Annotated in this window: 27 protein-coding genes; 7 read left to right on the top strand and 20 right to left on the bottom strand. The window is 72.4% G+C overall.

What is annotated here, in order from left to right; genetic code table 11:
* Positions 1–60: 60 nt before the first annotated feature.
* Positions 61–822, top strand: a complete 762-nt coding sequence (locus PX701_RS10155; protein ID WP_231428692.1) for an SGNH/GDSL hydrolase family protein — start codon at positions 61–63, stop codon at positions 820–822.
* A 52-nt stretch (positions 823–874) separates the two neighbouring features.
* Here PX701_RS10155 and PX701_RS10150 read toward each other — a convergent pair whose 3' ends face one another.
* Together PX701_RS10150 and PX701_RS10145 are read right to left on the bottom strand one after the other, a co-directional pair.
* A complete protein-coding gene (locus PX701_RS10150; RefSeq protein WP_231428693.1) occupies positions 875–1,066 on the bottom strand; it encodes a DUF2795 domain-containing protein in 192 nt (63 codons plus the stop codon).
* 82 nt (positions 1,067–1,148) lie between these two features.
* Positions 1,149–1,577, bottom strand: coding sequence for an Hsp20/alpha crystallin family protein (locus tag PX701_RS10145; RefSeq protein ID WP_231428694.1), 429 nt, complete (start codon positions 1,575–1,577; stop codon positions 1,149–1,151).
* Positions 1,578–1,731: 154 nt separating this feature from the next.
* On the opposite strand from PX701_RS10145, the gene PX701_RS10140 reads away from it, so the two are divergent.
* Both PX701_RS10140 and PX701_RS10135 read left to right on the top strand, forming a co-directional pair.
* A complete protein-coding gene (locus PX701_RS10140) occupies positions 1,732–1,920 on the top strand; it encodes a hypothetical protein (protein ID WP_231428695.1) in 189 nt (62 codons plus the stop codon).
* 78 nt (positions 1,921–1,998) lie between these two features.
* Complete coding sequence (locus tag PX701_RS10135) at positions 1,999–2,286, top strand: MerR family transcriptional regulator (protein WP_231428696.1); 288 nt, start codon at positions 1,999–2,001, stop codon at positions 2,284–2,286.
* Between the two features lie 112 nt (positions 2,287–2,398).
* Here the strand turns inward: PX701_RS10135 and PX701_RS10130 are convergent, their stop codons facing one another.
* The 18 genes from PX701_RS10130 to PX701_RS10045 all read right to left on the bottom strand — a co-directional run bounded on the left by PX701_RS10130 (position 2,399) and on the right by PX701_RS10045 (position 20,904).
* Positions 2,399–2,893: an FBP domain-containing protein gene (locus PX701_RS10130; RefSeq protein WP_231428697.1), complete on the bottom strand. Its 495-nt coding sequence runs from the start codon at positions 2,891–2,893 to the stop codon at positions 2,399–2,401.
* 43 nt (positions 2,894–2,936) lie between these two features.
* A complete protein-coding gene (locus PX701_RS10125; RefSeq protein ID WP_231428698.1) occupies positions 2,937–3,746 on the bottom strand; it encodes a hypothetical protein in 810 nt (269 codons plus the stop codon).
* A gap of 67 nt (positions 3,747–3,813) precedes the next feature.
* A complete protein-coding gene (locus PX701_RS10120) occupies positions 3,814–5,181 on the bottom strand; it encodes an aminotransferase class V-fold PLP-dependent enzyme (protein WP_275506217.1) in 1,368 nt (455 codons plus the stop codon).
* A gap of 107 nt (positions 5,182–5,288) precedes the next feature.
* Positions 5,289–5,924 carry an alkylhydroperoxidase domain protein gene (locus tag PX701_RS10115; RefSeq protein ID WP_275506216.1) on the bottom strand — a complete coding sequence of 212 codons (636 nt, stop codon included), beginning with the start codon at positions 5,922–5,924 and terminating at the stop codon, positions 5,289–5,291.
* Positions 5,921–6,520, bottom strand: a complete 600-nt coding sequence (locus PX701_RS10110; protein WP_275506215.1) for a CMD domain protein — start codon at positions 6,518–6,520, stop codon at positions 5,921–5,923. The genes PX701_RS10115 and PX701_RS10110 overlap by 4 nt, the downstream gene beginning before the upstream one ends.
* A gap of 192 nt (positions 6,521–6,712) precedes the next feature.
* Entirely contained in the window at positions 6,713–7,726 is a 1,014-nt protein-coding gene (locus PX701_RS10105) for a putative FMN-dependent luciferase-like monooxygenase (protein ID WP_275506214.1), read from the bottom strand.
* Positions 7,723–9,435: a dipeptide ABC transporter ATP-binding protein gene (locus PX701_RS10100; protein ID WP_275506213.1), complete on the bottom strand. Its 1,713-nt coding sequence runs from the start codon at positions 9,433–9,435 to the stop codon at positions 7,723–7,725. Before PX701_RS10100 ends, PX701_RS10105 begins: the two co-directional genes overlap by 4 nt.
* Complete coding sequence (locus PX701_RS10095) at positions 9,432–10,199, bottom strand: ABC transporter permease (RefSeq protein ID WP_374201052.1); 768 nt, start codon at positions 10,197–10,199, stop codon at positions 9,432–9,434. Before PX701_RS10095 ends, PX701_RS10100 begins: the two co-directional genes overlap by 4 nt.
* Before the next feature lie 218 nt (positions 10,200–10,417).
* A complete protein-coding gene (locus tag PX701_RS10090) occupies positions 10,418–11,356 on the bottom strand; it encodes an ABC transporter permease (RefSeq protein ID WP_231428705.1) in 939 nt (312 codons plus the stop codon).
* Between the two features lie 136 nt (positions 11,357–11,492).
* Positions 11,493–13,127 carry a TIGR04028 family ABC transporter substrate-binding protein gene (locus PX701_RS10085; RefSeq protein WP_231428706.1) on the bottom strand — a complete coding sequence of 545 codons (1,635 nt, stop codon included), beginning with the start codon at positions 13,125–13,127 and terminating at the stop codon, positions 11,493–11,495.
* Between the two features lie 69 nt (positions 13,128–13,196).
* Entirely contained in the window at positions 13,197–14,651 is a 1,455-nt protein-coding gene (locus PX701_RS10080) for an NtaA/DmoA family FMN-dependent monooxygenase (protein WP_231428707.1), read from the bottom strand.
* A gap of 176 nt (positions 14,652–14,827) precedes the next feature.
* Positions 14,828–15,916, bottom strand: a complete 1,089-nt coding sequence (locus PX701_RS10075) for a fatty acid desaturase family protein (protein ID WP_231428708.1) — start codon at positions 15,914–15,916, stop codon at positions 14,828–14,830.
* A 47-nt stretch (positions 15,917–15,963) separates the two neighbouring features.
* Positions 15,964–16,419, bottom strand: a complete 456-nt coding sequence (locus PX701_RS10070) for a hypothetical protein (protein WP_275506212.1) — start codon at positions 16,417–16,419, stop codon at positions 15,964–15,966.
* The gene (locus PX701_RS10065; protein WP_231428710.1) at positions 16,416–16,604 is read right to left on the bottom strand and encodes a hypothetical protein; all 189 of its coding nucleotides are present in this window, start codon (positions 16,602–16,604) and stop codon (positions 16,416–16,418) included. Before PX701_RS10065 ends, PX701_RS10070 begins: the two co-directional genes overlap by 4 nt.
* Before the next feature lie 53 nt (positions 16,605–16,657).
* Complete coding sequence (msuE, locus tag PX701_RS10060; protein WP_275506211.1) at positions 16,658–17,251, bottom strand: FMN reductase; 594 nt, start codon at positions 17,249–17,251, stop codon at positions 16,658–16,660.
* 270 nt (positions 17,252–17,521) lie between these two features.
* The gene (locus tag PX701_RS10055) at positions 17,522–19,429 is read right to left on the bottom strand and encodes a DEAD/DEAH box helicase (protein WP_275506210.1); all 1,908 of its coding nucleotides are present in this window, start codon (positions 19,427–19,429) and stop codon (positions 17,522–17,524) included.
* A gap of 125 nt (positions 19,430–19,554) precedes the next feature.
* A complete protein-coding gene (locus PX701_RS10050; protein WP_275506209.1) occupies positions 19,555–20,238 on the bottom strand; it encodes a hypothetical protein in 684 nt (227 codons plus the stop codon).
* A gap of 264 nt (positions 20,239–20,502) precedes the next feature.
* On the bottom strand, positions 20,503–20,904 hold the full coding sequence (locus PX701_RS10045) for a hypothetical protein (RefSeq protein WP_275506208.1): 402 nt from the start codon (positions 20,902–20,904) through the stop codon (positions 20,503–20,505).
* Between the two features lie 102 nt (positions 20,905–21,006).
* On the opposite strand from PX701_RS10045, the gene PX701_RS10040 reads away from it, so the two are divergent.
* From PX701_RS10040 to PX701_RS10025, 4 genes are all read left to right on the top strand, one after another.
* Complete coding sequence (locus PX701_RS10040) at positions 21,007–22,368, top strand: MFS transporter (protein ID WP_275506207.1); 1,362 nt, start codon at positions 21,007–21,009, stop codon at positions 22,366–22,368.
* Positions 22,365–24,263 (top strand): glycoside hydrolase family 2 protein, encoded by a 1,899-nt coding sequence (locus PX701_RS10035; RefSeq protein WP_275506206.1) that lies wholly within the window; start codon positions 22,365–22,367, stop codon positions 24,261–24,263. Before PX701_RS10040 ends, PX701_RS10035 begins: the two co-directional genes overlap by 4 nt.
* 123 nt (positions 24,264–24,386) lie before the next feature.
* Positions 24,387–25,421, top strand: a complete 1,035-nt coding sequence (locus tag PX701_RS10030; RefSeq protein WP_231428717.1) for a DUF2804 domain-containing protein — start codon at positions 24,387–24,389, stop codon at positions 25,419–25,421.
* Entirely contained in the window at positions 25,418–26,503 is a 1,086-nt protein-coding gene (locus PX701_RS10025) for a LacI family DNA-binding transcriptional regulator (protein WP_275506205.1), read from the top strand. Before PX701_RS10030 ends, PX701_RS10025 begins: the two co-directional genes overlap by 4 nt.
* The last annotated feature ends 50 nt before the right edge of the window (positions 26,504–26,553 follow it).

Genomic DNA, 26,553 nt, shown 5'->3' with positions numbered 1-26,553 from the left:
CGCCGGTCACGGTTCGGCCGACGGGATGGCTCGCGCTCGCGCCGCGCTAGCGTGGAAGGCATGTACCACTCCTATGCGGCGATCGGCGACAGCTTCACGGAGGGCGTCGGCGACGAGTTGCCCGACGGCAGCGTGCGCGGCTGGGCCGACTTCGTGGCGCTCGGCCTCGCACAGCACGCGCGCGAGCCGATCGGCTACGCGAACCTCGCGATCCGCGGGCGCAAGCTCGGCCCCATCATCGACGAGCAGCTCGGCGCCGCGATCGCGCTGAAGCCCGAGCTCCTGAGCTTCAACGGCGGCGGCAACGACATGCTGCGCCCCCGCATGGACGAGCAGGTGACGGCGACTCGCTTCCGCGACGCGATCCACCGCATTCGCGACGCCGGCATCCACGTGCTCATGCTGAGCGGGGCGAACCCGACCGAGCACCTGCCGATGGGCAAGGTCTTCGACGCCCGCGGCGCCCGGCTCACGGCCGCGCTCGTCGACCTCGGCACGCTCGAGGGCGTGACCTTCGTCGACAACTTCAACGACCGCGGGCTCCGCGACATCCGCTACTGGTCGCCCGACAAGCTGCACCTCAACGCCCTCGGCCACGCGCGCGTCGCCTCGAACGTGCTCACCGCGCTCGACGTGCCCGTGCCGCCCGAGTGGGGCGTCGAAGAGGTCGCAGCCGCCCCGCCCGGGCCGCGAAGCCGCAACACCGCCGCGTACTACCGCGAGTTCGTGCTGCCCTGGATCGGGCGCCGGCTCACCGGCCGCTCGTCGGGCGACGGCCGGGTCGCGAAACGCGCGACGCTCGAGGCGGTCGAGCCGGGCTGAGTGCGGGCGGGCGCCGGCGGCCGAGTGGGCGTCGCGTTCGGCGGCGCGCGGCTCAGGGCTCCAGCGCCTCCGAGACCGCGAGGCGATCCTCGAAGATCCGCTCACCGGTCCGCTCGAGCACTTCGACCACGTGGTCGGGGGCGCCCGACCTCCTGATGTGGTCGACCAGCACCGAGGTCGTCACCGGGAACTGCAGCCCGTCCAGATGGGACTGCACTCGCACCTCGTGCACCAGCACGCTCATCACCTCTCTCGTCGCTCAGGTTCTTCGTGGGAGGCGACGCGGGCGCTGCGGCATCGGCCGGGCGCCCGCGTCGCCGTGGGGATCAGGCGGTCACCGACTTGCGCCCGACCTCACCGGCCGACTCGATCGCGACCTTGCGCGGCTTGGCACGCTCGGCGATCGGGATAAGAACGCTGAGCACGCCGTTGTCGTAGCTGGCGCTGATGCCGTCGGGATCGACGTCGTCGCCGATCGTGAACTGCCGCATGTAGCTGCCGAACGGGCGCTCCTGCAGCATCCACCTGCTGTTCTCACCCGCGGCAGCCGACCGCTGGGCGCGGATCGTCAGCAGGTGCCCATCGACGTCGATGTCGATCGACCCGGGATCGATGCCCGGGAGGTCGGCATTGAGGAGGTAGCGGTCGCCCTCTCGGAAGAGGTCGACCGGCATCATCCTCGGCTGGCGACTGGTGTCGAAGATCGTCTGCGCGATCCGGTCGAGTTGGCTGAAGGGATCGAATGACATGGCCACGGTGAACTCCTTTCGTCGATGGTGGGATCTCTCGTCTGCGCGCCCGTCGCGCGGGGGATCGCGAGCCCTCCCGCCGACGTGCGCCGGGCGTGTCGGCGGCTGCGTCGAGGTCAGCGCCCGGCCGCGAGCGGCACGAGCGGGCGATCGGCCGGCCGTGAGCGCCGTCGTCGTCGACGACGTGCGCAGTCGCGCGACGATCGCCTCGAACTCGACGTCGACCCACGCCTGGTCGGCGAGCACCAGCTCGACGAACCCGGCCGTCGACGTCGCCGACATCTGCATCAACCCGGCCACCCCCGACCTCGACGGGCCGACCGATGGGTTACCCGTCATCGCTGATTGAGATTACCTACAGTGTTTGCAATAGATTTAATACACCAACTGCTTGACTTGTTTCAAGTCCCCGAGCAGACTTCCGAAGATGAACGATCGGGCGGGCGGCATGCCGCTGTACAGCATCGCGGTGGCGGCTCAACTCGTCGAGTTGCAGCCGGCCACCCTCCGCCTCTACGAGGAGAAGGGGCTGCTGACACCCGCCCGCACCGAGGGCGGCACCCGCCGGTACAGCGAAGACGACCTCGCGCTCGTGCGCCAGGTCGTGCGGCTCCAGGGCGACGGCATCAACCTCGCGGGCATCGGTCGCGTCCTCGCCCTCGAGCAGGAGAACGACGAGTTGCGCCGTCGGCTCGGGCGACGCCCCCGGCGCTGACGATCCCGCCCATCAGCGTGACGAGGCGACGGCGACGCCGCGCTCGATCGGGGGCATCCGTCGGTCGTGCCGATGACAATGCCCGGTGCGGATGCTGCTTCAGAAGCCGCGCCTACGCCCCGAGCACGTCGGCCACGAACGCGCGGGTGCGTCGCGCGAGCCCCTCGATGCGCTCGAGCTCGTGGGCGCTCGGCAGTACCTCCGACGGCGCGGCGGGCCGGCCGAGCCGCACCGTCTCCTGGCAGGCGAGGTCGCTGCAGATGTACGTGCCGATGCTGTCGCCGCGTTCGCCCGCCTCGCCCGCGCGCCGGGCGGAGAACAGCGCGACCTGGTCGCCGGGCTGGTGGGTGTGGCAGAGGTTGCACACGGCGGCGCGGTGCCGGGAGCCGGTGCGTTCCGACGCGCGCAGCACGACGCCGGCGGGCGAACCGTCGAGCTCGGTGACGAGGTAGCCCCGCTCGGCGATGCGCGGGTCGCGCCAGGCGAACGCGTCGAGGTGCGCCCACTCGGTGACGAAGAACTTGACCGGCAGCGACAGCTGGGCGATCTCCGCCTGGCTGGCGTTGCCGAGCGCGGACTTGACGTCGGACTCGACCAGTGGCTGCATCGGTCTCCCCTCGTGCGACTCCCCCAGTCTACGAACGGCGCATTCAGTCGACGAACGCCTCATCCTCGCGACCCGACGACCACTCACCGTAGGTCATCCGATCGTTCCCGGGCGGGTCGATCATCACGAGCTCCCACTCGACGCCCTCGGCGTCGGGCAGCCAGGAGACGACGATCACGTCGCGCTCACCCGATCCGCGCGGTCGGCGGGCGCCGAGCTCGGTCGCCGCGTACTGCACGACGATGCCGTGCTCGGCGAACCGCTCGCGCGAGGCGCACTCGCCGCGCTCGACGAGGTTCGTGCCGCCGATCGGAATCACCGAGAGGCAGACCTGGTCGGCGCCGTTGAGGTACACCCAGAACCCGCGGCCGAACAGCTCGTCGAGCTTGCGCACGGTGTCGGCCTGGGCGCCGAGGGCCACGACGAGGCTCTCGTCCTCCGGCTGCTGCGGCCGATCGAACACCGCGAGTCCGCGCGGCGGCGCGAGCGCCGCGTCGAGCGCGACGGCTCCGACCGCCGCGAACACGCCGAGCACTCCTGCGATCGCGAGCACGCCGGGCCACCGGCGAGGACGCAACGCCGCCGCCGCTGGCGGGTTCGGAGATTCGTCGCGCCGCGCGGCGACGGGGGCATCCGCGCCCGGCGCATCGCCGGATTCCCCGGATCCGGCATCAGGGGCGGGTGCCGCCGTGCGGGATGCCGCGGCCCGGCGCTGCTCCGACCGCCGGGCGAGTTCGGCCTCGACGCGTTCGAGCTCGATCGCGGCATCCGTCTCGTAACCGTCGGGGGTTCCGTAGACGACGCGCCGCAGCGCGTCGGCACGCGCCTCGAGTTCAGCATCGTCGCCCGTCACTGGGAGCCTCCGCTCCCGACGCTAGTCCGCGGCGATCGTCGCGGCCAGCCCCCGTTCGGCGGGCGTCTCAGGCGAAGTCGAACGCGGCCCGGGGGCGGTCGTCGACGAGCGGGTGCCAGCCCTCGGGACCGCGGTCGTACGCGTGCGCCGGTCCGTCGGCGACGAGCTTCGCGAGGGCGGCGAGGAAGCGGTCGACGTCGTCGGTCGTGGAGCCCGCGCCGAGGCTCGCGCGCAAGCCGTTCGAGCGGCTGCCGACTCGGTCGAAGAAGGGGTGGGCGCAGAACCGGCCGGCGCGCACCGAAATCCCGTGCTCGGCGCCGAGGGCGGCGGCGAGCAGCCCGACCGAGCCGCGGTCGAGTTCGATCGTGGCGATGCCGAGACGGTCGACGACGTCGTCGAACCCGCGCACGACGCGAATGCCGCGCTGGGCGGCGAGCCCCGCGTGCAGGCGTTCGGTGAGCGCGAGCTCGTGCGCCGCGCGGGCCGGCTCGCCGAGGCGTTCGAACTCGGTGAGCGCGCGGGCGATCGCGACGATGCCGACGACGTTCGGCGTGCCGGCCTCGTGGCGGGCGGCGCCGTGCTTCCATTCGACGCGGTCGAGGCGAACGTGCTCGACGGCGCCGCCGCCGGCGAGGTGGGCGGGCGCCGCGTCGAGCCAATCGGCGCGGCCCACGAGCGCACCGGCCCCGAACGGCGCGTAGGCCTTGTGACCCGAGAAGGCGAGGTAGTCGATGCCGGATGCCTCGAGCGAGACCCGACGGTGCGGCAGCAGTTGCGCGGCGTCGACGGCGATGCGGGCGCCGTGCGCGTGGGCGATCCGCGCGAGCCGGTCGATCGGCAGCACCTCGCCGGTGACGTTGGACGCGCCCGTGACGGTGAGGAGCGCCGCGGGACATCGGGCGAGCTCGGCGTCGAGCGCATCGATGGTCTCGGCGATCGTCGGCCGTGCGACGACGACGCGGCGGGCGCCGTCGCGCCAGGGCAGCAGGTTCGCGTGGTGCTCGAGGTCGAGCACGACGGTGTCGCCCGGCACCGCGGCCGCGAGCAGGTTGAGCGCGTCGGTCGTGTTGCGGGTGAACACGACGATGTCGTCATCGCGGGCGCCGACATGGCGGGCGACGGTCGCACGGGCGCCCTCGACGAGCGCCGTGGTCTGCTGCGACGGGTACCCGGTGCCGCGGTGCACGCTCGCGTAGTACGGCAGCACCCGGGCGACCTGCTCGGCGACGACGGTGAACGCCGGCGCCGAAGCGGCCACATCGAGGTTGACGTGGCAGACGGTGCGGCCGCCGAGCACCGGCACCTCGAGCCCGGCGTCGGCGAGCGGGGCGAGCGGTGCGGATCCGTCGGGGAGCGAGGGCACCGCACCGGCCGTCATGCTCGCCGCCTCCGACGTGCGCGCGGGGCGGACGGCGGCCTGTTCGGTGGCGATCACGGAAGTCTCCTCGGTGCGTGGTGGGTCGAGGCTACGAGCCGCCCGTGACCGCCTCAACCCTTGCCGTCGCGCACCGTCACGCCGCGCAACATTCGGACACAATCGGCTCAGGCCGCGGGCGGGGTGGGCTCGCCGAGCGAGAGCATGAGCCGATTCGCCCAGTTGAAGAACGCCGCGGAATGGATGACGTCGGAGACGGCCTGCTCATCGAGGCCGACCTCGCGGAGCGCGTCGAGATGGCGCCGCTCGAGCCGCGGCGGCGTGGCCGCGAGCGCGACCGCGGCGTCGATGACGGCCCGCCATGCGGCATCCTGCTCGCCGTCCGTGCCCTCGTCGAGCAGCCGCTGCACGTCGTCGTGGCGCTTGGAATGGTGCGTCGCGAAGCGCGCGTGCACCGAGGCGCAGAAGATGCAGCCGTTGAAGCGGCTCGTCGCGGCGGCGGCGAGCTCGCGCTCGGCGCGCGGCAGGCCGTCCTTCGCGTTGTAGAAGATGTCCTTGTCGGTGAGGGTGCGCGCCCTCAGGATGTCGGGGTCGCGCGCGAGCAGCCTGAAGTAGTCGCTCTTCGCACGGGCGCGGTCGACGAGCCCCTCGTACTGGCGTTCGGTGAGACCCGCCTCGTCGGCCGGTTCGAGCCACGGCGTCCAGCCGAGCTCGTCCTGGGTGAAGCGATCAGGGGTGGATGCCTCGGGGTGGGCGACGACCGCGTCGTCGACGGCCTGGTCGGTGATGGTCTGGTCGGTCATGCTGCGTCCTCCGTGTCGAGCAGGCGGAGCCCGGCCGCGACGCGCAACTGGAACGCGAGGAACGACACGAGCTGGGAGAGGGTGACGATGCCGTCGGTCGACCAGCCGGCCGCGGCGAGCGCGCCGAGCGCCCCGGGCGACGACTCCCGCGGGCGGAACACGAGCAGGTGCGCGTGCTCGAGCGCCGCGGTGAGCCGGGTGCCGAGCACCGTGCGGGCGGGGTCGTCGGCCGCGACCCCGAGGCGCAGGCCGTCGCGGTCCTCGGCGGTGAGCGGGCCTGCCGGGTACGCGCCGTACGGGCCGGTCGTGCGCACCGAGGCGGCGAGGTCGGTCGTCGCGTCGACGAGGGCGTCGCCGCCCGCGTCGCGGGCGAGTGCGGCGTAGTGCGCGGCCGAGACCTCGTCGTCGTGCAGGATCGAGACGAACTGGGCGACCGCGGCGCGTTCGGCGAGACTCGCGTGCGTCTCGTCGATCGCGGTGAAGAGGGCGTCGTAGCTCGCCTGGGCGTTGTCGCGGGTCGCGGGGCGGTGCCGGCGCAGCGCGTCGACGGCGCTGCCGGGCGTCACCCCCGCGAGCCGGTCGATGAGGTCGGTCATGTCGGTGCCTTTCTGTCGTAGTCGTTCGTTGCCGGTCTTGGTCGGTCGTTGCCGACCTGGTCGTTCGCTGCCGACGGAAGGATCCCGCTCCTCAGCGGGTTCGGTCATGTGGTCGCCCTCTCCCGAGTGAGGCGCGGGGCCGAATGGCGAACGGCCGGCCGACCCGTTCCTCGCCCGCGCGAGTGGGTGCGTTCAACCGGCGAGGGCGTGCGAGCGTGCGCCCCAGCCGAGCGCGGGCGCGACCTCGCGGGCGATGAGCTCGATCGAGCGCAGCACGAGCTCGTGCGGTGGGTCGACCGAGTGCACCTGGAACGCGACCTCGGTCGCCTGCGCGGCGACCGTGTCGCGCGAGAGCGACTCGATCACCTCGTCGACCGTGCCGACGTGGGTGTCGTACGCGGCGATGAGGTCGTCGAGGGTGTCGCCGAGGGGCGGCTGGCCCATGCGGGTGAAGCCCACGGCGGCGCGACGCAAGCCGATCTCGGCGTGGCGCCTCGCCTCGTCGCGCGAGTCGGCGACGAAGAGCGTGCGCGACGCGAGGATGCGCGGCGGCACCCCGTGCGGCAGCGCCTCGAGGTACGCGTCGATCACGGGCTGCTGCACCTGCGAGAGGCTCGCACCCGGGGCATCCCCAGACCGGGGCTGGGTGCGGGAGAGCATGAGGCCGTGCCCCGCGCGTCCGGCTCGGGTGCCGCCGAACGCCGAGAACGTGGCCTGCCAGACCCGGCCGAGCAGGTCGCGACCCGGCGGTTGCAGACGGTTCGCGTCGTCGCCGAGCGCGCCGCCGGCGAGGGCCGCGACGAGCGCATCGATCTTCTCGCCGAAGACCCGGCCGCGATCCTCCGAGCGCTCGCCGAAGGCGAGGAACGACGCGGGCGTCGAACCCGACCCGAGCCCCAGCTCGGCGCGGCCGCCCGACAGGAGGTCGAGCACGACCGCGTCTTCGGCGACCCGCACGGGGGATTCGAGCGGCAGCGTCACGACCCCCGTGCCGAGCCGGATGCGCGAGGTCTGCGCCGCGACGTGGGCGAGGAAGACGAACGGCGACGGCAGCCCGCCCTCCGCGGCGTGGAAGTGGTGCTGCGCCACCCATGCCGAGTCGAAGCCGTGCCGCTCCGCGGCGACGACCTGCTCGGTCGCGATGCGGTAGCGCTCGGCCGCGCCGGCGTCGTCGAGGAGCCTGGTGAAGAATCCGATGCGGGTCATGCGAGGGCCTTTCCGGTCGGGACGGCGGGAGGGACGGCGGGAGCGGATGGAGCGGGCGTCGCGACGGCAGCGACCGCCGCGCGTCGGGGCACCGCGTCGAGCAGCTCCCGGGTGTAGGCGTGCTGCGGCGCTCGGAAGACCTGCTCGGTGGCGCCCTGCTCGACGATGCGCCCGCGGCGCATCACCGACACCGAGTGGCTGATGCGGGCGACGACCGCGAGGTCGTGCGAGATGAAGAGGTAGCTGAGCCCGAGCTCGTCCTGCAGCTGCTCGAGCAGCTCCAGGATGCGGGCCTGCACGGTGACGTCGAGCGCCGAGACGGCCTCGTCGAGGATGACGAGTTCGGGCTCGGGCGCGAGCGCACGGGCGATCGCGACGCGCTGCCGTTGCCCGCCCGACAGCTCGGCCGGGCGACGTCCGGCGACGTCGGCCGGAAGGGCGACGCGGTCGATGAGCCGGCGCGCGGTCGCGGCGCGGGTGGCGCGATCGCCGACGCCGAAGTTGCGCAGCGGCTCCGAGATGATCTCGGCGACCGTCTGGCGCGGGTCGAGCGACGCGAACGGGTTCTGGTAGACGAGTTGCACTCGGCGGCGGAACTCCCGCTTCGCGGACCCGGCGAGCGCCGTCGCGTCGGCGCCGCCGAGCGACACCGCGCCCGCGTCGGGCGCCGCGAACCGGGCGATGATGCGGGCCGTCGTGGTCTTGCCCGAGCCGGACTCCCCCACGATCGCGTGCGTCGTGCCGCGCAGCACCTGGAACGACACGTCGTCGACGGCGCGGAACGCCGGCCGCCGGCGCCCGAGCGAGAACTCCTTCACGAGACCGGATGCCTCGAGCACGAACGGGTTCTCGGCGGCGGCGACGCCCGGGTCGCGGAGGAAGAGCGGCGGCCTCGGGTGCCGGAACGTGTGCTCGGCGAGCCCCGGCGCGTCGGCGAGCAGCCGGCGCGTGTACGACTCGCCGGGCGCATCGAGCACGGCTTCGGTCGCGCCCTGCTCGACGATGCGACCGTGCTGCATGACCACGATGCGTTCGGCGCGCTCGGCGGCGACGCCGAGGTCGTGCGTCACGAGCAGCACCGCCGTGCCGTGCTCGCGGCGCAGCTCGTCGATGAGGTCGAGGATGCGCCGCTGCACGGTCACGTCGAGCGCGCTCGTCGGCTCGTCGGCGATCACGAGCTCGGGCGAGAGCGCGACCGCGTTGGCGATGAGCACCCGCTGCCGCATGCCGCCCGACAGCTCGTGCGGGTACTGCTTCGCCCGCAGCGCCGGGTCGTCGAGGCCGACGCGTTCGAGCAGCTCGAGCACGCGCCCGCGGATGCTACGACGGTCGCCCCGCCCGTGGATGCGGAACGTCTCTGCGAGCTGCACGCCGATCGGCCGCACGGGGTTGAGCGACGAAACCGGGTCCTGCGGGATGTAGCCGATGCGCGCGCCGCGCACCGACTCGAGGCGGCGGTCGCTCCAGCCTGCGATGTCGGTACCCGACAGCCGGATCGCACCGCCGAGGGCGCGGCCTCCCTCGGGCAGCAGGCCGAGCACGGCGCTCGAGGTCGTCGTCTTGCCCGAGCCCGATTCGCCGACGAGGGCGACGACCTCGCCCGGCTGCACGTCGAACGACACGTCGTGCACGACGGGTCGCACGCCGTCGCGGGTGCGGTAGCCGACGTCGAGGTGCTCGATCGAGAGCAGCGGGGCGGTGGCGGTCATCGGGTCCTCCCGAGGGCGTGGCTGATGCGGTTGGCGCTGAGCACGACCGCGACGACGACGAGGCCGGGCAGCACGGTGAGCCACCACGAGGTCGCGACGTAGTTGCGCCCCTCCGCGATGAGCAGGCCCCACTCGGGCGTCGGCGGCGGCGCGCCGTAGCCGAGGAAGCCGAGCGTCGAGATCGCGAGGATCGCGGTGCCGAACTGCAGCGCTGCGAGGCCGACGACGGCGGTCAGCGAATTCGGCAGCACATGGCGGAAGAGCACCGCGTGCAGTCGGGCGCCCGAGCCGAACGCCGCCTCGACGTAGTCGGCCTGGCGCACTCGCACCACTTCCGAGCGCGACAGCCGGGCGAACGCGGCGACCGAGCCGACGCCGACGGCGATCGCGGCGTTCACGGTGCCGAAGCCGAGCAGGATGATGATGCTGAGCGCGAGCAGCAGCCCGGGGATCGCGAGCAGCACGTCGACGAGACGCATGACGACCGCGTCGACCGCGCCGCCGAGCGAGCCCGCGAGCACGCCGAGCAGGGTGCCGCCGACGAGGCCGACGGTGACGGCGACGAAGGCGCCCGAGAGCGAGTGCACCGCGCCGTGCACGACCCGCGTGAAGAGGTCGCGGCCGATGGCGTCGGTGCCGAACAGGTGGGCGCCGCTCGGCGCCTGCAGCTTCTCGGCGGGCACGCCCGCGAGCGGGTCCTGCCCGGTGAACAGCCATGGCACGATCGCCCACGCGATCACGACGGCGATCACGGTCCACGCCACCACGAGCCCAGGCCGGATGCCCCGGAGCCGGCGCCGCACGTCGGCCGCTCGGGGAGCGCCCGACGGAGGAGGCCCCGCTGCCGCCGGTCGAGGAGCGTCCGGCGACGGAGGCCGCGCCTCGAGAACCTCCGACCGGGGCCCGGTCGTGACGGGGCTCGGCGCGCTCGCCACGCTCCCACCTCTGCCGCCGGCCTCGACCGACTCGCGCACGTCGACGCTCATGCCGCCACCGCCTTCCGCTTGAGTCGCGGATCGAGCACCGGGTACACCAGGTCGACCGCGAGGTTGACGACGACGAACACGAGGGCGGCCAGCACGACGATCGCCTGCAGCACCGCGACATCCTGATTGGCGACCGCCTGTTCGGTGAGCCGGCCGATGCCGGCGCGGCCGAACACGGTCTCGGTGACGACCGCGCCGCCGATGAGTTCGCCGATGAGCACGCCCGCGATCGTGATCGCGGGCAGGGTCGCGTTGCGGGCGACGTCGCGCCAGAGCACCCGCGCGGGGCTCGCGCCCTTCGCCCGGACGACGGCGACGAACGGCGAGAGCTGCACCTCGTCGATCGATCGGGCGAGGATCTGCGCGAGCGGCGCCGAGATCGGCACCGCGAGCGTGAGCACCGGGAGGATGAGTCCCTGCACGGGGTCGGCCCCGATCACCGGCACGAGCCGCAACTGGAACGAGAAGACCTGGATGAGCACGATGCCGAGCCAGAACACGGGCACCGAGACGAAGACGCCGGGCAACGCTCGCAGCCCCTGGCGCAGCCAGCCGAACGGGGCGAGCGTCGAGAGGAACGCGAGCGCGACCGCGAGGACCACCGCGACGACGAACCCGAGGCCCGCGAGCACGAGCGTCTCGGGCAGCGCGGTGCCGATGAGCTCGTGCACGGGCGTGCCGTACTGCACCGAGTACCCGAAGTCGCCGACGACGAACCCCGAGATCGTGTGCAGGAACTGCTGCCACGCGGGCACGTCGGCGCCGTAGCTCGCCCGGATGTCGGCGATCTGCTCGGGCGAGAGCCCGAGCTCGGGACTCTCGAACTTGATGAGGATCGCGTCACCGGGCAGCGCCTGCAGCAGCACGAACGTCGCGGTGAACGCGATCGCGAGCACGATGAGCGCCTGTCCGGTGCGGCGTGCGAGGTAGGGCATCGTTCTCTCCTTTCGAGGGGTTGCGGTTGCGGGTCGAGGAGGAGCGGAGCGGCGTCTCGAAACCCGCGACGTGCGGGCCCGGGTTTCGAGACGGTCGCCGACGCTCCCTCCTCGACCTGCTCGACCGACCGAGCGGCTACTGCTTCTCGACCCAGGTGTCGTAGAACTGCGGACGGGCCACGGCCTCGGTCGTGAAGCCGTGCACGTACGGCGCAGCGCCGTAGACCTGCGGCTCCTCGAACAGCGGGATCACGTAGGCCTGCTCGGTCAGGTAGTCCTGCACGGCGGCCGAGGCCTCGTCGCGCTTCGCGGGGTCGGGCTCGGAGGCCACGGACTCGAGCAGCTCGTCGAGCTTCGCGTCGTCCGACAGCAGCGTGTTGCGGTTCTGCGTGTGGTACTGGCTCTTGATCACGTCGTTGTCGGCGCGTCCGACCATCGAGTGGTAGACCGGGGTCTTCAGCGGGTCGAGGATGTCCTCGGCGTAGCTGCCCGCGTCGGCGGCCTTGACGTTGAGCTCGACGCCGATCTTCGCGAGCTGCTGGCTCACGAGCTCGAGCGTCTGCTTCGAGAGCGGCTGGGGCTTCGCCTCGTAGACGGTGAGCGAGAGCCGCTCGCCGCCCTTCTCGCGGATGCCGTCGTCGCCGACCTTCCAGCCGGCCTCGTCGAGCAGCTGCTCGGACTGCTCGGGATCGTAGGCGAGCTTCGCCGACTCGTCGGTGTACCCGGCGGCCGTCGCCGCGAGCTCGCTCGTCGCGACCGGGTAGTTCGCGGTGAAGATCGTGTCGACGACCTCTTGGGCGTCGACGCCGTGCACGAGCGCCTGGCGCACGCGCAGATCGCTCAGCAGCGGATTGGTGAACCGCAGCCCGAGCGAGTTGTTGACGCCCCGGGTGGGGGCGGCGACGATCTCGAAGCCGGCGTCGGCGACCTGCTGCTCGTCGAACGCCTGCACGTAGCGGATGACGTCGGCCTGCCCGGCGAGCAGCGAGCCGATGCGCACGCTGTCCTCGGGCGTGACGACGAGGTCGATGCCGTCGAGGTAGGCCCGGCCCTGATGCTCGAACGAGGCCGGGGCCCAGTCGTAGTCCTCACGCGCCGCGAGGTGCAGCGAGGTGCCGATCTCCTCCTCGGTGATCGTGAACGGACCCGAGCCGATGATCTCGGTCGCCGAGCCGGCGCCCCAGTCCTCGAGCTTGCGGTCGAGGGTGTCGGGCGAGACGAGGCCCGAGTTGATCGTCGAGGTCGCCTGCAGGAAGCCCGGCGCCGGCGCCGAGAACCGGAACGTCACGGTGTCGTCGTCGACGACCTCGCTCGAGGCGTAGTTGTTGATCGCCTCGGAGACGGTGAGTCCGAGCTCCTCGTCGCCGAGCCCGTACGTGTCGAAGTTCTCGGCCACCGCGGCCGCGTCGAGCGGGGTGCCGTCGGAGAAGGTCACGTCGTCGCGAAGGTCGAACGTGTACTCCGTGGCATCCGCGTTGACGGCCCAGTCGGTCGCGACCCACGGCTGGATCTCGAGCGTCTCCGGGTCCTGCCAGGTGAGGCGGGCGGTGAGGTTGTTGACGAGCCCGCCGTTCGGGTAGAAACCGGCCTGCGGCGGGTAGAGCGTCGTGTACGGCTGGTGCTCGAGGTACGTGAGCGTGCCGCCCTCGACCGGCTCGCCGGCGGCGCCGGCCGAGCCTGCGGCGCCCTGCCCGGCGCAGCCGGCGAGGAGCCCGACTGCGGCGAGCGCGGCGGCGCCGGCGGCGATGAGTCGCGTGTGCTTCGTGGACATGTGCGTGGAGTTCCTTCGGTTCGGAAGTGCGATCAGGTCACCCAGTGGTGCGGGGTGTGATCGTCGAAGCTACGGATGCCTCGCCGGCGTCTCAACCGCCCCACGACGCCCGCCGTCACCGCGGGAAACCGGCGGCAACGGGGCGTCATGCCGCGTCACGTGGACGTTGTCGGGGCGGGCCAGGCCGAGGTGCTCGCGCAGGGTCTCGCCCTCGTACTCGGTCGGGAAGACGCCCCGCCGCTGCAGCTCCGGCACGACCTCGAGGGCGAACGCGTCGAACTGCGCGGGCTGGATCGCGGAGAGCACGTTGAAGCCGTCGACGGCGCCGGCATCACCCCACGCCTCGAACTCCGTGGCGATGTCGTCGGCCGTGCCCACGATCATCGAGGCGTTCACCGAGGCGGCGACGACGAGGTGCCTGAGCGTCGGCGGGCGTTCGCCCGCGGGGCTGCGACCGGTGCGCTCGGCCACGATCTCGACGAGCTCCTGACCGGGCGCGCTGAACTCGGCCACGAGCGCCGGCGTGACCGCGCGGTCGGGCGACAGCCCCGACACGTCGACGCCGAGCAGGGTCGACAGCTGCGCGAGCGATCGGTTCGCGGGGAACGCGGGCGGCGGGCCGTCTGGCCAGTCCTCGGCGATCTGCACGAGCTCGCTCAGCTCGTCGGCGATCGCCTGGGCGTGCGCTCGCGTCTCGCCGACGATGGGCAGCACGGGCGCGATGACCTTGAGCGTGCGATCGTCGCGGCCCGACTCGAAGGCGAGCGCTCGCAGCTCCTCGCGCACTTGCACCGCGTGCTCGAGGTCGCCGACGGCGACGAGTGCGAGGTCGGCGTTCTGCGCGGCGAACAGGCGCGAGCGCGGCGAGGTGCCCGCGTGCACGATCGGCAGGTGGCCCTGCACCGGGCGGGCGACGTTGAGCGGACCCGTGACGTCGAGGTGCTGGCCGTTGAAGTCGGTGGCGTGCAGCTTCGACGGATCGATGAAGACCCCCGCCGCGGCATCCGCGACGATCGCGTCGTCCTCGAACGAGTCCCACAGCCGGCGCAGCACGTGCTCGAACTCGACCGCGCGGTCGTAGCGGGTCTCGTTCGCCGCGTGGAAGTCGCGGCCGTGGTTGCCGGCCGCGCGCGGCTCGGCTCCCGTGACGAGGTTGAGCCCGGCGCGGCCTCCGCTCAGCAGGTCGACCGAGGCGGTCGCACGGGCGAGCGTGTACGGGTCGGAGTAGCTCGTGTTCGCGGTCGCGATGAGCCCGATGCGCTCGGTGACGCCCGCGAGGTACGTGATCGCCGAGAGCGGGTCGATGCGGGCGACGAGGTAGGGGTCGCGGAACTCGAGGTCGTGCCCCGTCGCGAGCCAGTCGCCGAAGAACAGGTAGTCGAGGCGCGCCCGTTCGGCGACCTCGGCCGCGCGGCGCAGCACCGCGGCATCCCCCCTCGGATCCCGGTGCGCCCCCGGATACCGCCAGCCCGACGGGTAGGCCCCGATCGCCCGGACCATTGCGCCGATGATGAGTCGTGTCATGTGTCGACCTCCCGGGCTCCGACGCTAGGGAGGGCGGCAGCGGGCCGCGAGCCCGCCTGTCACACGGGGGAACCGGGTGTCACACGAGGTCACCCGAACGTCACATGACGACGGGCCCCGGATGGTCGAGCAGCGAGCGCAGCGAGCGCAGCGAGCGCGTCCAGGCCGCCCGCGCCTCAGATGCTCGCCCGCTGCGCCACGAGCGGGCACTCGAACGGATCGCGCTCACCGAGCCCCACCCGGTTGATGTAGTGGAAGACGATCGCGTACGACCGCCACAGCGTCGTCTGCGTGTACGGGACGTCGTGCTCGCGCAGGTAGGCGGCGATCAGCGGGGCCGCCCGCCGCAGGTGCGGGCGCGGCATCGACGGGAAGAGGTGGTGCTCGATCTGGTAGTTGAGCCCGCCCATCGCGAAGTCGAGCACCCGGTTGCCGCGGATGTTGCGACTCATGAGCGCCTGCCGGCGCAGGAAGTCGAGCTTCATGCCCTTGGGAACGAGCGGCATGCCCTTGTGGTTCGGAGCGAACGACATGCCCATGTAGAAGCCGAACAGGCCGAGCTGGATCGCGAGGAACACGGCCGCCTTGTCGGGCGAGAGCACGAGCAGGACGAGCGCGAGGTAGCCGATGATGCGCACGGCGAGGAACGCGATCTCGACGGGTCGGTGCGCGAGGTGCTCGCGGGCGAGCACCCGGTGCACGCTCGAGGCGTGCAGCGAGAGCCCCTCGAGCAGCAGGATCGGGAAGAAGAACACCCCCTGATGCGCGATGACCCAGCGGAAGAACGCCGCGCGCTCGCGGGCCGCCTGCTCGGGCGTGAACGCGACGACGGGCAGTTCGATGTCGGGGTCCGCGCCGAGCTGGTTCGGGTTCGCGTGGTGCCGCGTGTGCTTGTGCTGCCACCAGCCGTAGCTCATGCCGACGATGCCGCCGAGCACGAGGCTCGTCCAGTCGTTCCACTTGCCCGATCGGAAGATCTGGCGGTGGGCGGCGTCGTGGCCGAGGAACGCGGTCTGGGTGAACAGGAACGCGAAGACGGCGGCCGTGAACATCTGCCACCAGCTGTCGCCGATCCAGATGAAGACGGCGATCGCCGCGGCGACCGCCATCGGCACGGCGATGAGCTTCGTCCAGTAGTAGCCGTAGCGCCGGCGCATGAGCCCGGCGGACTTCACGAGCCTCGCGAGGTCGGTGAAGTCGCTGTTGGGATTGGGGCGGGCGACCGGCGCGGCCGCCTTCACCTGAGTAGCGGATGCCTCGTCCATGAGGTCTGCTCCCAGCCCGCGCCGCCCGACGGGCGGCGCGAATCAGGTCATCGGTACGTCGAGCTGTGAGGGTCGAAGCTGATGCGGTTCGCCAGCTTCACGACCGCGGCGGCGCGATCGGACTCCTCCTCGGCGAGCTTCACGCGCTCGAGATCGCGAGACTTGCGGAGCGTCGCGACCTGGGTCCCGATGTCGGCGAGGATCTCCCCGATGCGCTGCGCGAGCCCGGCCTCGAGTTCGTGCAGGTTCGTGTTACCGATGAGCAACCGGCGGTCGGCGGTCATGAGCGTGATGCCCTTGTAGCCGGCAGCCAGTTGGTCGGTGACGCTCGCCGCGGCGAGCAGTTCGAGTTCGAGCGGGTCGGGACGCCTCGAGAAGACGGCGGTCACGACGTACCGTTCGGGGGCCTCGGCGGTGCCGAGCGTGGCGGGCAGTTCGCTCGCCAGGATGTGATCGAGCGCGAACGGCCCGAGCGTCGAGACATCCATGTCGGCGGTGATCATGATGCGATCACCTCGGCGGCCGGTCGCCAGTAGGCGGCCGCGCTGTCGACCCAGCGGTTCGGGTTCGAGACGTTCGCCTCGAAGTGCGACCAGAAGGCTGCGGTCCGGCGGTGTTCTGCGGCTTGCGCGGTGACTCGCATGTCGTCGGCCGGGGGCGGGCGGATTGCTCCTCGTATTGCGTTCATGATCGGACGTTACGCCTCGAACATGTGTACGTACACAGGTTCGACGCGAGGCCTCACCACGTCGCGACGTACTCCGACACCCGGTCGGGGAGCGTGCCGCGCACGACCGGCACGCCGCGCTGCACGGCCTGCGAGATGCGGTCGCGCAGCTGCGCCGACTCGAGGCGGTAGTCGACGAAGTCGACGTCGCTCGCGTACACCCCGATCGGCAGCGTGAGCGCCTGGAAGAAGGCGAACAACGGCCGGAACTGGTGTTCGATGATGAGCGCATGACGGTCGCTGCCGCCGGTCGCGGCGAGCAGCACGGGCTTGTCGATGAGCGCGTACTGCCCGACGAAGTCGAACACGTGCTTGAACAGCCCCGTGAAGCTCGCCCGGTAGACGGGGCTCGCGACGATGAGCAGGGTCGCCGACTCGATGCGCCGGATCGCCGCCTCGGCGACGGGGCTCAGCTCGTCGCGCCGCAGCGCGCCGCTGAACTCGCGCCCGATCGCGCCGAGCTCGATGAGCTCGGTCTCGACCTCGACCCCGGGTTGCGCGGCGAGGGCGACCGCGAACTCCTCGAGGATCTCGCGCACCAGCACGGTGGTCTTCGAGGGGGCGTGCAGGCTGCCCGAGACGGCGACGAGTGAGACACGGTGCGACATGCTCCCGACGCTAGGCAGCCGCCCCGGATGCCGCGACCGACCGGGTCATACGACGGAACCCGCCGTCATCCGGCGGAACGGCCGGTCACACGAGGTCATCCGCGCCTCGACGATCGACGAGACGCTCGAGTTCCTCAGTTCTTCTCGGAGGTCACCGGCTTCGGCGGGGCGCTTCGTTCGCGCGCGTCAACAGGATGAGCGGTAGGGCACCCGCCGCCAGGGCGGTGCCGGAGGGCTCATCCTGTCGAACGCGAGCGGATGCCTCGTCGCTCAGTCGCGCGACGAACCGTGCCGCGGCTTCCTGGCCGGGCGGTCGTCGCCCTCGGGCGCACGCCCGCCCTCGCGGTCGCGGTCGTAGCCGCCGCGCGATCCCCGGTCGCGGTCGTAGCCGCGTCCACCGCGGTCGCGGTCGTACCCGCCGCCCGACCCGCCCCGCGACGATCCGCCGCGGTCGGGGCGCAGGTCGATGAGCTCGCCCGAGATCCGCGTGCCGGCGAGCCGGTCGAACACGTCCCGGGGCAGGTCGGCGGGCAGCTCGACGAGCGAGAAGTCGCCGCGGATCTGGATGCGACCGAAGTCCTCGCGACGGAGGCCTCCCTCGTTCGCGAGCGCGCCGACGATCTGGCGCGGCTCGACGTGCTGGCGGCGTCCGACCGAGATGCGGTAGTTCTGCAACGACGCGCCGCCGCCGCGACGACGGTCGGAACCGTCGCGCTCGTACCGGTCGCCTCCGCGGTCACCGCGGTCGAAGCGGTCGCCGCGCGAGTCGCGCGACCCGCGATCCCGATCGCGGTCGAACCGCGCGGGCCGCTCGGGCTCGGGCTCGAGCAGCAGGGGCGACTCGCCCTGCGCGACCACGGCGAGCGCGGCGGCCACGTCGGTCTCGGGCACGTCGTTGTGGCGCACGTAGTGCGCGATGATGTCGCGGAATCCGGCGATGCGGTCGGTCTCGCCGAGCGCCGCCGTGATGCGGTCGTCGAAGCGCGCGAGGCGGGTGACGTTGATGTCCTCCACGGTCGGCAGCTGCATCTGGGTCAGCGGCTGCTTCGTCGTCTTCTCGATGCGGTTGAGCAGGCCACGCTCACGCGGCGTGACGAAGCTGATCGCGTCGCCCGAGCGCCCCGCGCGACCGGTGCGGCCGATGCGGTGCACGTACGGCTCGGGGTCGGTCGGGATGTCGTAGTTGACCACGTGCGAGATGCGCTCGACGTCGAGGCCTCGCGCCGCGACATCCGTCGCCACCAGGATGTCGAGCTTTCCGCTCTTCAACTGGTCGACGGTGCGCTCGCGCTGGGCCTGCGCGACGTCGCCGTTGATGGCGGCGGCCGAGTAGCCGCGGGCACGCAGCTTCTCGGCGACCTCCTCGGTGGCGTTCTTCGTGCGGACGAAGATGATCATGCCCTCGAAGTTCTCGACCTCGAGGATGCGGGTGAGCGCGTCGATCTTCTGCGCGTGCGCGACGAGCAGGTAGCGCTGGGCGATGTTCGCCGACGTCTGCGTCTTCGTCTTGACGGTGATCTCTTCGGGGTCGTGCAGGTACTGCTTCGACATGCGGCGGATCGCAGCCGGCATGGTCGCCGAGAACAGCGCGACCTGCTTGTCGTCGGGGGTGTCGGCGAGGATCGTCTCGACGTCTTCGGCGAAGCCCATCTTGAGCATCTCGTCGGCCTCGTCGAGCACGAGGTACTTGAGCTCCGAGAGGTCGAGGGTGCCCTTGTCGAGGTGGTCCATGATGCGTCCGGGCGTGCCGACGACGATGTGCACGCCGCGGCGCAGCGCCGAGAGCTGCACGCCGTAGCCCTGGCCGCCGTAGACGGGCAGGATGTGCACGCCGCGCAGGTGCGCCGCGTACTTCTCGAACGCCTCGCAGACCTGCAGGGCGAGCTCGCGCGTCGGCGCGAGCACGAGCGCCTGCGGCGTCTTCTGGTCGACGTCGAGCCGGTCGAGGACGGGCAGCGCGAAGGCCGCCGTCTTGCCGGTGCCGGTCTGCGCGAGGCCCACGACATCGCGACCGGCGAGCAGCGTCGGAATCGTCGCCGCCTGGATCGCCGAGGGCGTCTCGTACCCGACGTCGTCGAGTGCGCGGAGCACGGCGTCGCCGAGCCCGAGGTCCGCGAAGGTGGTCGTGGCGGGCTCCTCCGGAGCCGCGGCCTCGACGGGGGCGTCGCCTGTAGTCACCCTTCAGGGTACCGCCCGCCCCCTGCGCGATACCTGAGTCGGGCTCGGGATGCCTCACGGCCGGCGCCGCGCGGATCGAGACCCGCCCGGGGGTCGAGCAGCGCGACGGGTAGCGAGACCCCGCCTCAGCCCTTCGGCTTCTTCGGGCCCTGGCCTCGGCCCGGGTGGTCGTCTTCGGGCTCGGGGGTCGGTTCGGGCGTGGGCTCGGCCGTCTCGGGCGCAGGCTCGGGCTCGACGGTCGGCTCGGTGCCGGGATCGTCGGCGGCACCATCGTCGGGCTCGGTCGTCGGCGTCTCGTCAGCGGGCGGGGTCGCGGTCGGCAGGATCGGCGGGTAGGCGCGCGTCGGCGTCGTCGTGCCCGGCGTCGGACGCGGCGACTCGACGGCGGGGCCGGCCTCGTCGACCTGCCCGGCGGTCGACCCGATGACGGCGACGGCGCCGCCGAGCATGGCCACGGCGACGAGTCCTGCGCCGGCGATGACGACCGCCGGACGGTGCCCGCGCGCCCAGAGCACGGCCGGGGCGAGCGCACGACCGACGGGTGCGAGGCGGGAACGAGCCCACGTGACCGCTCGGCCGAGCTGCGGGACTCGGCCGGGCAGGGCGCCGGACCAGGCGGCGATCGAGGCGGCTCGTGCGACGAACCAGGCGGCGATCACCGTCAGCGGCGCGAGCAGCACGGCACCGCGCGCGGGCTTCGGCGCGGCTCGTCGGCCACGCGGACGCCGCAGCGGCTCGTCGTCGTGGGGGTACTCGTCGGTCACGATGCCTCGGGAGGTGCTCGGGTCGGTCGCCGTCGGGTCGATCACCGGGCTCCGCGATGCGGGATCGGGAGCGCGACCCGCGAACGGGGGACGTTCCCATCGAGGATAGGCGGTGACCGCCGCCGCCGCATCCCGAGCAGGCGTGGATGACCGAACCGAATGTCGGAAGAACCGGCCGACACGCCGAGCCGATGCCGGCGACACGCCGCCCGGGCGCCCGAAGTTCCTCCAGAAGCGCGCGGTGCGCAGGCGCACAGGGTCGAGCGAGGCTCGGCGAGGCTCGGCGAGGCCGCGGGATTGCGACCCGACTCAGGCGCCGACGATGAGTCCGTAGATGAGCGATCCGAACTGCTGGACGAGCGCCATCGCGCCGATCGTCGCGCCGATCGCGCCGTACACGCGCGTGGCGCCGCCCCGCACGAAGGCGACGACGCCCACCGAGATCGCGGCGAGCGCGAGCACGACCATGACGGCCGCCGACACGAGCGAGACCGTCGAGTACGCGGCGAAGTCGGCCGCGCGGATGATCGAAGCGGTCACGAAGATCATGACGAAGTCGAGCACGACGATGAAGACGCCGAACACGAGCGCCACGACTCCGACGGGTTCGCTCCGTCGCGAGTCGGCCGGCGGCTTGCGCTGAGCGGGCGCGTGGCCGGCGGAACCGTAGCCGGGCGCGGGCGTACCGGGAGCTGGTTCGGGGCTGGTCATGCCGCCACCCTATCGGCCGGCGCGCGACTGCGGCAGCGGCGCGGCGCACCTGCTACTGTGCATCGTGGTTTCAACGTTGAAACCCTGACCCGACCGAGGACGATGACGACTCGAACCGACACCCCCACGGCACGCACCGCACGCGCCTCCCATCCGCTCGGCGCCCGCACCTGGGCCGCCGTCATCCTCGTGGGTCTCGTCGGCCAGCTCGCGTGGGTGATCGAGAACATGTACCTCAACGTGTTCGTCTACGACACGATCTCGACCGACCCCGCCGTGCTCGCCGTGATGGTGGCGGCGAGCGCCGTCGCCGCCACGGTCGCGACCCTCGTGGTCGGCGCATGGTCCGACCGGCTCGGTCGCCGCCGGGAACTCATCGCGGCCGGGTACGTCGCCTGGGGCGCCGTCACCGCCGCCTTCGGCCTCGTCGGCGCACCGGATGCCGCGGCCGAGGCCGCACCGGCGGTGATCGCCGCCGTCGTGGCCATCGTCGCGCTCGACTGCATCATGAGCTTCATCGGCTCGGGTGCGAACGACGCGGCCTTCGCCGCGTGGGTGACCGACTCGACGGTGCCGGCGAACCGCGGCCGGGTCGACGGCTGGCTCGCGACGATGCCGCTCGTCGCGATGCTGATCGTGTTCGGCCTGCTCGATCCGATGACGCAGGCCGGGCAATGGCCCGCCTTCTTCGCGATCGTCGGGGGCGCGACCGCGGCGACCGGCGCGGCGGCGTGGTTCCTCGTGCGCGACCGGGGCGTCGCGCCGCGGCCGTCCGGGGTCTGGCGATCGGTCGTCGACGGGCTTCGCCCCTCGACCGTGCGCCGCGAGCCGGCGCTGTTCATCACCCTGGCGATCTGGTGCGTCATCGGCGTGAGCTCGCAAGTGTTCATCCCCTTCGTGCTCATCTACCTGCGCTACTCGCTGCAGCTCGACGACTCGGCGATCGTGCTGGGCGTCGTGCTCATCCTCGCGTCGGCGCTGAGCGTGGTCGGCGGTCGCATCATGGACCGGGTCGGCAAGGAGCGCTACCTGCTGCCCGCGGTCGCCGTGTTCGCGGTCGGGCTCGTCGCGATGTCGTTCGCCCGCGACTTCACCTGGGTCGTCGTCGCGGCGACGCTCATGATGGCCGGCATGATGAGCTCGATCGCGGCGGTCTCGGCCATGACGCGCGACTGCACCCCCGCCGACCGCGCGGGTGGCGTGCAGGGCGCTCGCATGATCATGGCCGTGATGCTGCCGATGGTGATCGGCCCGGCGATCGGGGCTGCGATCATCTCGGGAACGGCCCACACGTACGTCGAGCTCGGCCGGGAGCAACCCGTGCCCGGACCCGAGATCTTCCCGGTCGCGGCGGCCGTGCTGCTCGTCGTGCCCGTGCTCGCGGTGCTGCGGCGGCGGATGCTGCGGCGGTCGGGTTCCGGGACGAGCGCTCCGCTCCCTCCCGCTCCGGAGGACGCCGGATGAGTCGCCGCACGCCCTGGGCCGACGCGATCGATCCCGCCGCGGTCCTCCCCGAGTACCCCCGCCCGCAGCTCGCGCGCGACAGCCACCTCAGCCTCAACGGCTGGTGGGAGCACGCCTTCACGGTCGACGATCGCCGACCGCGGGCGTGGGCCGGAGCCATCCTCGTGCCCTTCTCCCCCGAGGCCGAGCTCTCGGGCGTCGGCCGGCAGCTGCAGCCCGGGGAGCACCTCTGGTACCGCCGCACGGTGCGCCTGCCCGAGGGGTTCCTCGTCGACCGCGTCGTCCTGCACTTCGGAGCGGTCGACCAGCGCTGCCGCGTCTTCGTCGACGACGTGCTCGTCGGTGCGCACGCGGGCGGTTACCTGCCGTTCTCGCTCGACGTCACCGACGCACTCGCCGCCGGCGAGGAGCACGAGCTCGTGGTCGACGTGGTCGACCCGAGCGACACGTCGTACCACTCGCGCGGCAAGCAGTCGCTGAAGCGCGGCGGCATCTGGTACACGGCGCAGTCGGGCATCTGGCAGAGCGTCTGGATCGAGTCGGTGCCGGCGCTGCACGTCGCGGGCCTCGACCTGCGCCCGAGGCTCGACGACGAGACGGTCGAGGTCGTCGTCGAGGCATCCACCCCGCACGAACCGCCGACGGGCGGCGCGACCGAACCGGCGACCGGCCCGGCCGGGCCGCCCGTCGCGACGGTCGTGCTGCTCGCCGACGGCCTCGAGGTCGCGCGCGCCGAGGGCGCGGCCGGCGCGACCCTCACCCTGGCGGTGCCGCAGGCGCGGCGCTGGAGCCCCGACGACCCCTACCTCTACGACGTCGAGGTACGACTCGGCGACGACCTGGTGCGGAGCTACGTCGGCATGCGCTCGGTCGGCGTCGCCCCCGATGCGTTCGGGCGGCCACGGCTCGTGCTGAACGGCGAGCCGGTGTTCCACGCGGCCGTCCTCGACCAGGGCTACTGGCCCGAGGGGCTCTACACGCCGCCGTCCGACGAGGCGATGGTGCACGACCTGACGTCGATGAAGGCGCTCGGCTTCAACGCCGTGCGCAAGCACATCAAGATCGAGCCGCTGCGGTGGTACCACCACTGCGACCGCCTCGGCCTGCTCGTCTGGCAGGACATGGTGAACGGCGGCCGGCGCTACAACCCGGCGGTGATCACGGCGCCGGTCAAGCTCCCGGTGCGGCTCGACGACAGCAGGCATCGGCGATTCGGCCGACAGGATGCCTCGGGGCGGGCCGAGTTCACCGCCGAGCTCGAGTCGACCGTGCGACTGCTGAAGAACGCGCCGAGCGTCGTCGTGTGGGTGCCGTTCAACGAGGGCTGGGGGCAGTTCGATGCGCTCGACGCCGTGGAGCGGGTGCGTGAGATCGACCCGTCGCGGGTCGTCGATCACGCGAGCGGCTGGCACGACCAGGGGGGCGGCGACCTCCTGAGCCTTCACGTGTACTTCCGGCGGCTGAAGCCCGGACGCGACTGGGGGCGCGACGGCCGCGCGGTCGTCGTGTCGGAGTACGGCGGCTACAGCCTGCGCCTGCCCGGTCACGAGTTCTCGCCGAGGGAGTTCGGCTACCGCCGCTACCGCTCGGTCGACGCCCTGACCGACGGCTTCGTCGAGCTGCACCGGCGCGAGGTGCTGCCGGCGATCGCGGCCGGGCTCTCGGGCATCGTGTACACGCAGCTCTCCGACGTCGAAGACGAGCTCAACGGGCTGCTCACCGCCGACCGCACCGTGGTGAAGGTCGACGCCGACCGGGTGCGCGACGTGCTCGGCGAGCTGTTCGCGGAGTTCGCCGCGGCGACGACGCCGGAGGTCGCCGAACCCGCCCGCCGGGCCTCGGCACCCCGAGAACCTCAGGTGCGTCCCGCCCCGCATGAGGCAGAACCCGCATGACGACACGGCACGGCGTCGCCCCTGTGAGGCTCGCCCCGCGTGGGGCGAGCCTCAGGTGAGGATTCGAGACACGCCGCTCCGCCACGCCCCCCACCACCGCACCGAACCCGAGATCGGAACCCCATGCCCCGCACCATCGTCGAGCGCGAACTCACGACACCCGTCGCCCTCTGCGGGCCCGACGGCCGGCTGAACCGCGATGCCGTCGGCTGGACCCGCACCCCGCTGCACGACACGTCGGGCATCGACGGCCGCCGTGTCTGGGGCCGCAACAAGCGGTGGGAGTACTGGGCCGTCACGACGCCGACCCACATCATCGCCCTCACCGTCTCGTCGATCGACTACGCCGCGGTGCACGCCGTCCTCGTGCACGACCGACGCGACGGGTCGACCGTCGACCGCGCGGCGATCGCACCGCTCGGCTCGAGCGCGACGCTGCCCGCATCGCTCGGCGGCGGGCCGGCGCGAGCGCGCACGAAGGCGATCGAGATCGACATCGAGGAGCGCGCCGACGGCTCGGGAACGCTGCTGCGCGGCTCGGCCCAGGGCGTGCGCTTCGAGATCGACGCGCACCGGCCGACTGGGCACGAGTGCCTCGGCGTGGTCGTGCCGTGGTCCGACCGCCGGTTCCAGTACACGGTGAAGGATGTCGCGCGACCCGCGACCGGCTGGCTCGAGCTCGGCGGCGAGGGCGATCGGCCCGTCGACCGCATCGCCCTGCCCGAGGGCGAGAGCTGGGCGGTGCTCGACCACGGCCGCGGCCGCTGGCCGTACCGCATGGTCTGGAACTGGGGCGCCGCGTCCGGCGAGGTCGACGGCCGCACGATCGGCCTGCAGCTCGGCGGCAAGTGGACCGACGGCACCGGCTCGGCCGAGAACGCCGTCGTCGTCGACGGCCGTCTGCACAAGATCAGCGAGGAGCTCGACTGGGACTACGACATCCACGACTGGCTCGCGCCGTGGCACATCCGCGGCGAGCACGCCGACCTGTGGTTCGAGCCGTTCTGGGACCGGGTGAGCGCGACCGAGCTCGTCGTGTTCGGCTCGCACGGGCACCAGTGCTTCGGTCACTACTCGGGCTGGGTCGATGCTGGCGGCGAGCGCATCGCCGTCGATGGGCTGCTCGGCTGGGCCGAGGACGTACGGAACCGCTGGTGAGCGAACGCGATCCGAAGGCCGTCGGCGGCCGCCGCTCAGCGGGGCCGACCCTGAAGGATGTCGCGGCCATCGCCGGCGTCTCGTACCGCACGGTCTCCAACGTCATCAACGGCGGCGCCCCCGTGAGCGACTCGACGAAGCGACGGGTCGAGGCCGCGATCGCCGAGGTCGGCTACCGCCCGCAGCTCGCGGCGCGCCAGTTGCGGATGGGCCGCAGCAACCTGCTCACCCTCTCGGTGCCGTTCCTCTCGCTGCCGTACTTCGCGCAGCTCGCGCACGCCGTCGTGGGCGCGGCCGAGCGGGTCGGCTACGACGTCGTCGTCGACGAGACGCACGGCGATCCCGAGCGCGAGCTGCGGGCGGCGCGCGGCTTCGGCACGATGCTCACCGACGGCATCGTGCTGAGTCCGATGTCGCTGAGCGACGCGCAGCTCGAGGCCGCGCGCGGCAGTACTCCGCTCGTCGTCCTCGGCGAGCGCATCCGCGGCGCCCGCGTCGACCGGGTCGTCGTCGACAGCGTGGTCTCGTCGCGCGATGCCACCTCACACCTGATCGTGTCGGGTCGCCGTGCGCTCGGCTTCCTCGGCACGGTTCCGGATGCCTCGTCAGGAGCCGCCGCGGCCGACCTGCGGCTCGAGGGGTTCCGAGAGGCGCTTCGCACGGCCGAGCTCGAAGCCGACCCGCGGCACGTGCTCGAGGTCTCGCCGTGGGACCCGGCCTCGCCCGACGGCGACTACTCGCGGGAGGAGGGCTACGCGCGCGTGCGGGCGCTGCTCGCGGAGCCCGAGGGGCTCGCCGGCCTCGACGGGCTCGTCTGCGCGAACGACCTGCTCGCGATCGGTGCGCTGCGCGCGTTCCGCGAGGCGGAGGTCGACGTGCCGGGGCAGGTCGCCGTCGTCGGCTGGGACGACTCCCCAGAGTCGGCGTACGCCGCCCCGGCCCTGACGAGCATCGCGCCCGACCTCGCCGAGATCGCCCGCCTCGCAGTCGCCTCGGTGCTGCGCCTCGTCGACGACCCGCACGCGCCGCCCCGCGTCGAGCAGGCGCCGTACCAGCTCGTCGTGCGCGAGTCGGCGCCGTAGCCGCAGCCGGTGAAGAGCACCGACGCGCAGCTCGTCGTCGTCACGGTGCG

It is taken from the genome of Agromyces chromiiresistens (assembly GCF_029167465.1).
In the GTDB taxonomy this organism is placed as follows: domain Bacteria; phylum Actinomycetota; class Actinomycetes; order Actinomycetales; family Microbacteriaceae; genus Agromyces; species Agromyces chromiiresistens.
This window is presented reverse-complemented; position numbering and strand designations above follow the sequence as displayed.

Bases quoted from the DNA above. Each gene is read 5' to 3' on its own strand.
- PX701_RS10085 (WP_231428706.1), bottom strand. From the start codon at position 13,127: ATGTCCACGAAGCACACGCGACTCATCGCCGCCGGCGCCGCCGCGCTC.
- PX701_RS10100 (WP_275506213.1), bottom strand. From the start codon at position 9,435: ATGACCGCCACCGCCCCGCTGCTCTCGATCGAGCACCTCGACGTCGGC.
- PX701_RS10155 (WP_231428692.1), top strand. From the start codon at position 61: ATGTACCACTCCTATGCGGCGATCGGCGACAGCTTCACGGAGGGCGTC.
- PX701_RS10110 (WP_275506215.1), bottom strand. From the start codon at position 6,520: ATGACCGACCTCATCGACCGGCTCGCGGGGGTGACGCCCGGCAGCGCC.
- PX701_RS10090 (WP_231428705.1), bottom strand. From the start codon at position 11,356: ATGCCCTACCTCGCACGCCGCACCGGACAGGCGCTCATCGTGCTCGCG.
- PX701_RS10075 (WP_231428708.1), bottom strand. From the start codon at position 15,916: ATGGACGAGGCATCCGCTACTCAGGTGAAGGCGGCCGCGCCGGTCGCC.
- PX701_RS10040 (WP_275506207.1), top strand. From the start codon at position 21,007: ATGACGACTCGAACCGACACCCCCACGGCACGCACCGCACGCGCCTCC.
- PX701_RS10115 (WP_275506216.1), bottom strand. From the start codon at position 5,924: ATGACCGACCAGACCATCACCGACCAGGCCGTCGACGACGCGGTCGTC.
- PX701_RS10045 (WP_275506208.1), bottom strand. From the start codon at position 20,904: ATGACCAGCCCCGAACCAGCTCCCGGTACGCCCGCGCCCGGCTACGGT.
- PX701_RS10105 (WP_275506214.1), bottom strand. From the start codon at position 7,726: ATGACCCGCATCGGATTCTTCACCAGGCTCCTCGACGACGCCGGCGCG.
- PX701_RS10030 (WP_231428717.1), top strand. From the start codon at position 24,387: ATGCCCCGCACCATCGTCGAGCGCGAACTCACGACACCCGTCGCCCTC.
- PX701_RS10150 (WP_231428693.1), bottom strand. From the start codon at position 1,066: ATGAGCGTGCTGGTGCACGAGGTGCGAGTGCAGTCCCATCTGGACGGG.
- PX701_RS10035 (WP_275506206.1), top strand. From the start codon at position 22,365: ATGAGTCGCCGCACGCCCTGGGCCGACGCGATCGATCCCGCCGCGGTC.
- msuE (WP_275506211.1), bottom strand. From the start codon at position 17,251: ATGTCGCACCGTGTCTCACTCGTCGCCGTCTCGGGCAGCCTGCACGCC.
- PX701_RS10070 (WP_275506212.1), bottom strand. From the start codon at position 16,419: ATGATCACCGCCGACATGGATGTCTCGACGCTCGGGCCGTTCGCGCTC.
- PX701_RS10130 (WP_231428697.1), bottom strand. From the start codon at position 2,893: ATGCAGCCACTGGTCGAGTCCGACGTCAAGTCCGCGCTCGGCAACGCC.
- PX701_RS10135 (WP_231428696.1), top strand. From the start codon at position 1,999: ATGAACGATCGGGCGGGCGGCATGCCGCTGTACAGCATCGCGGTGGCG.
- PX701_RS10065 (WP_231428710.1), bottom strand. From the start codon at position 16,604: ATGAACGCAATACGAGGAGCAATCCGCCCGCCCCCGGCCGACGACATG.
- PX701_RS10080 (WP_231428707.1), bottom strand. From the start codon at position 14,651: ATGACACGACTCATCATCGGCGCAATGGTCCGGGCGATCGGGGCCTAC.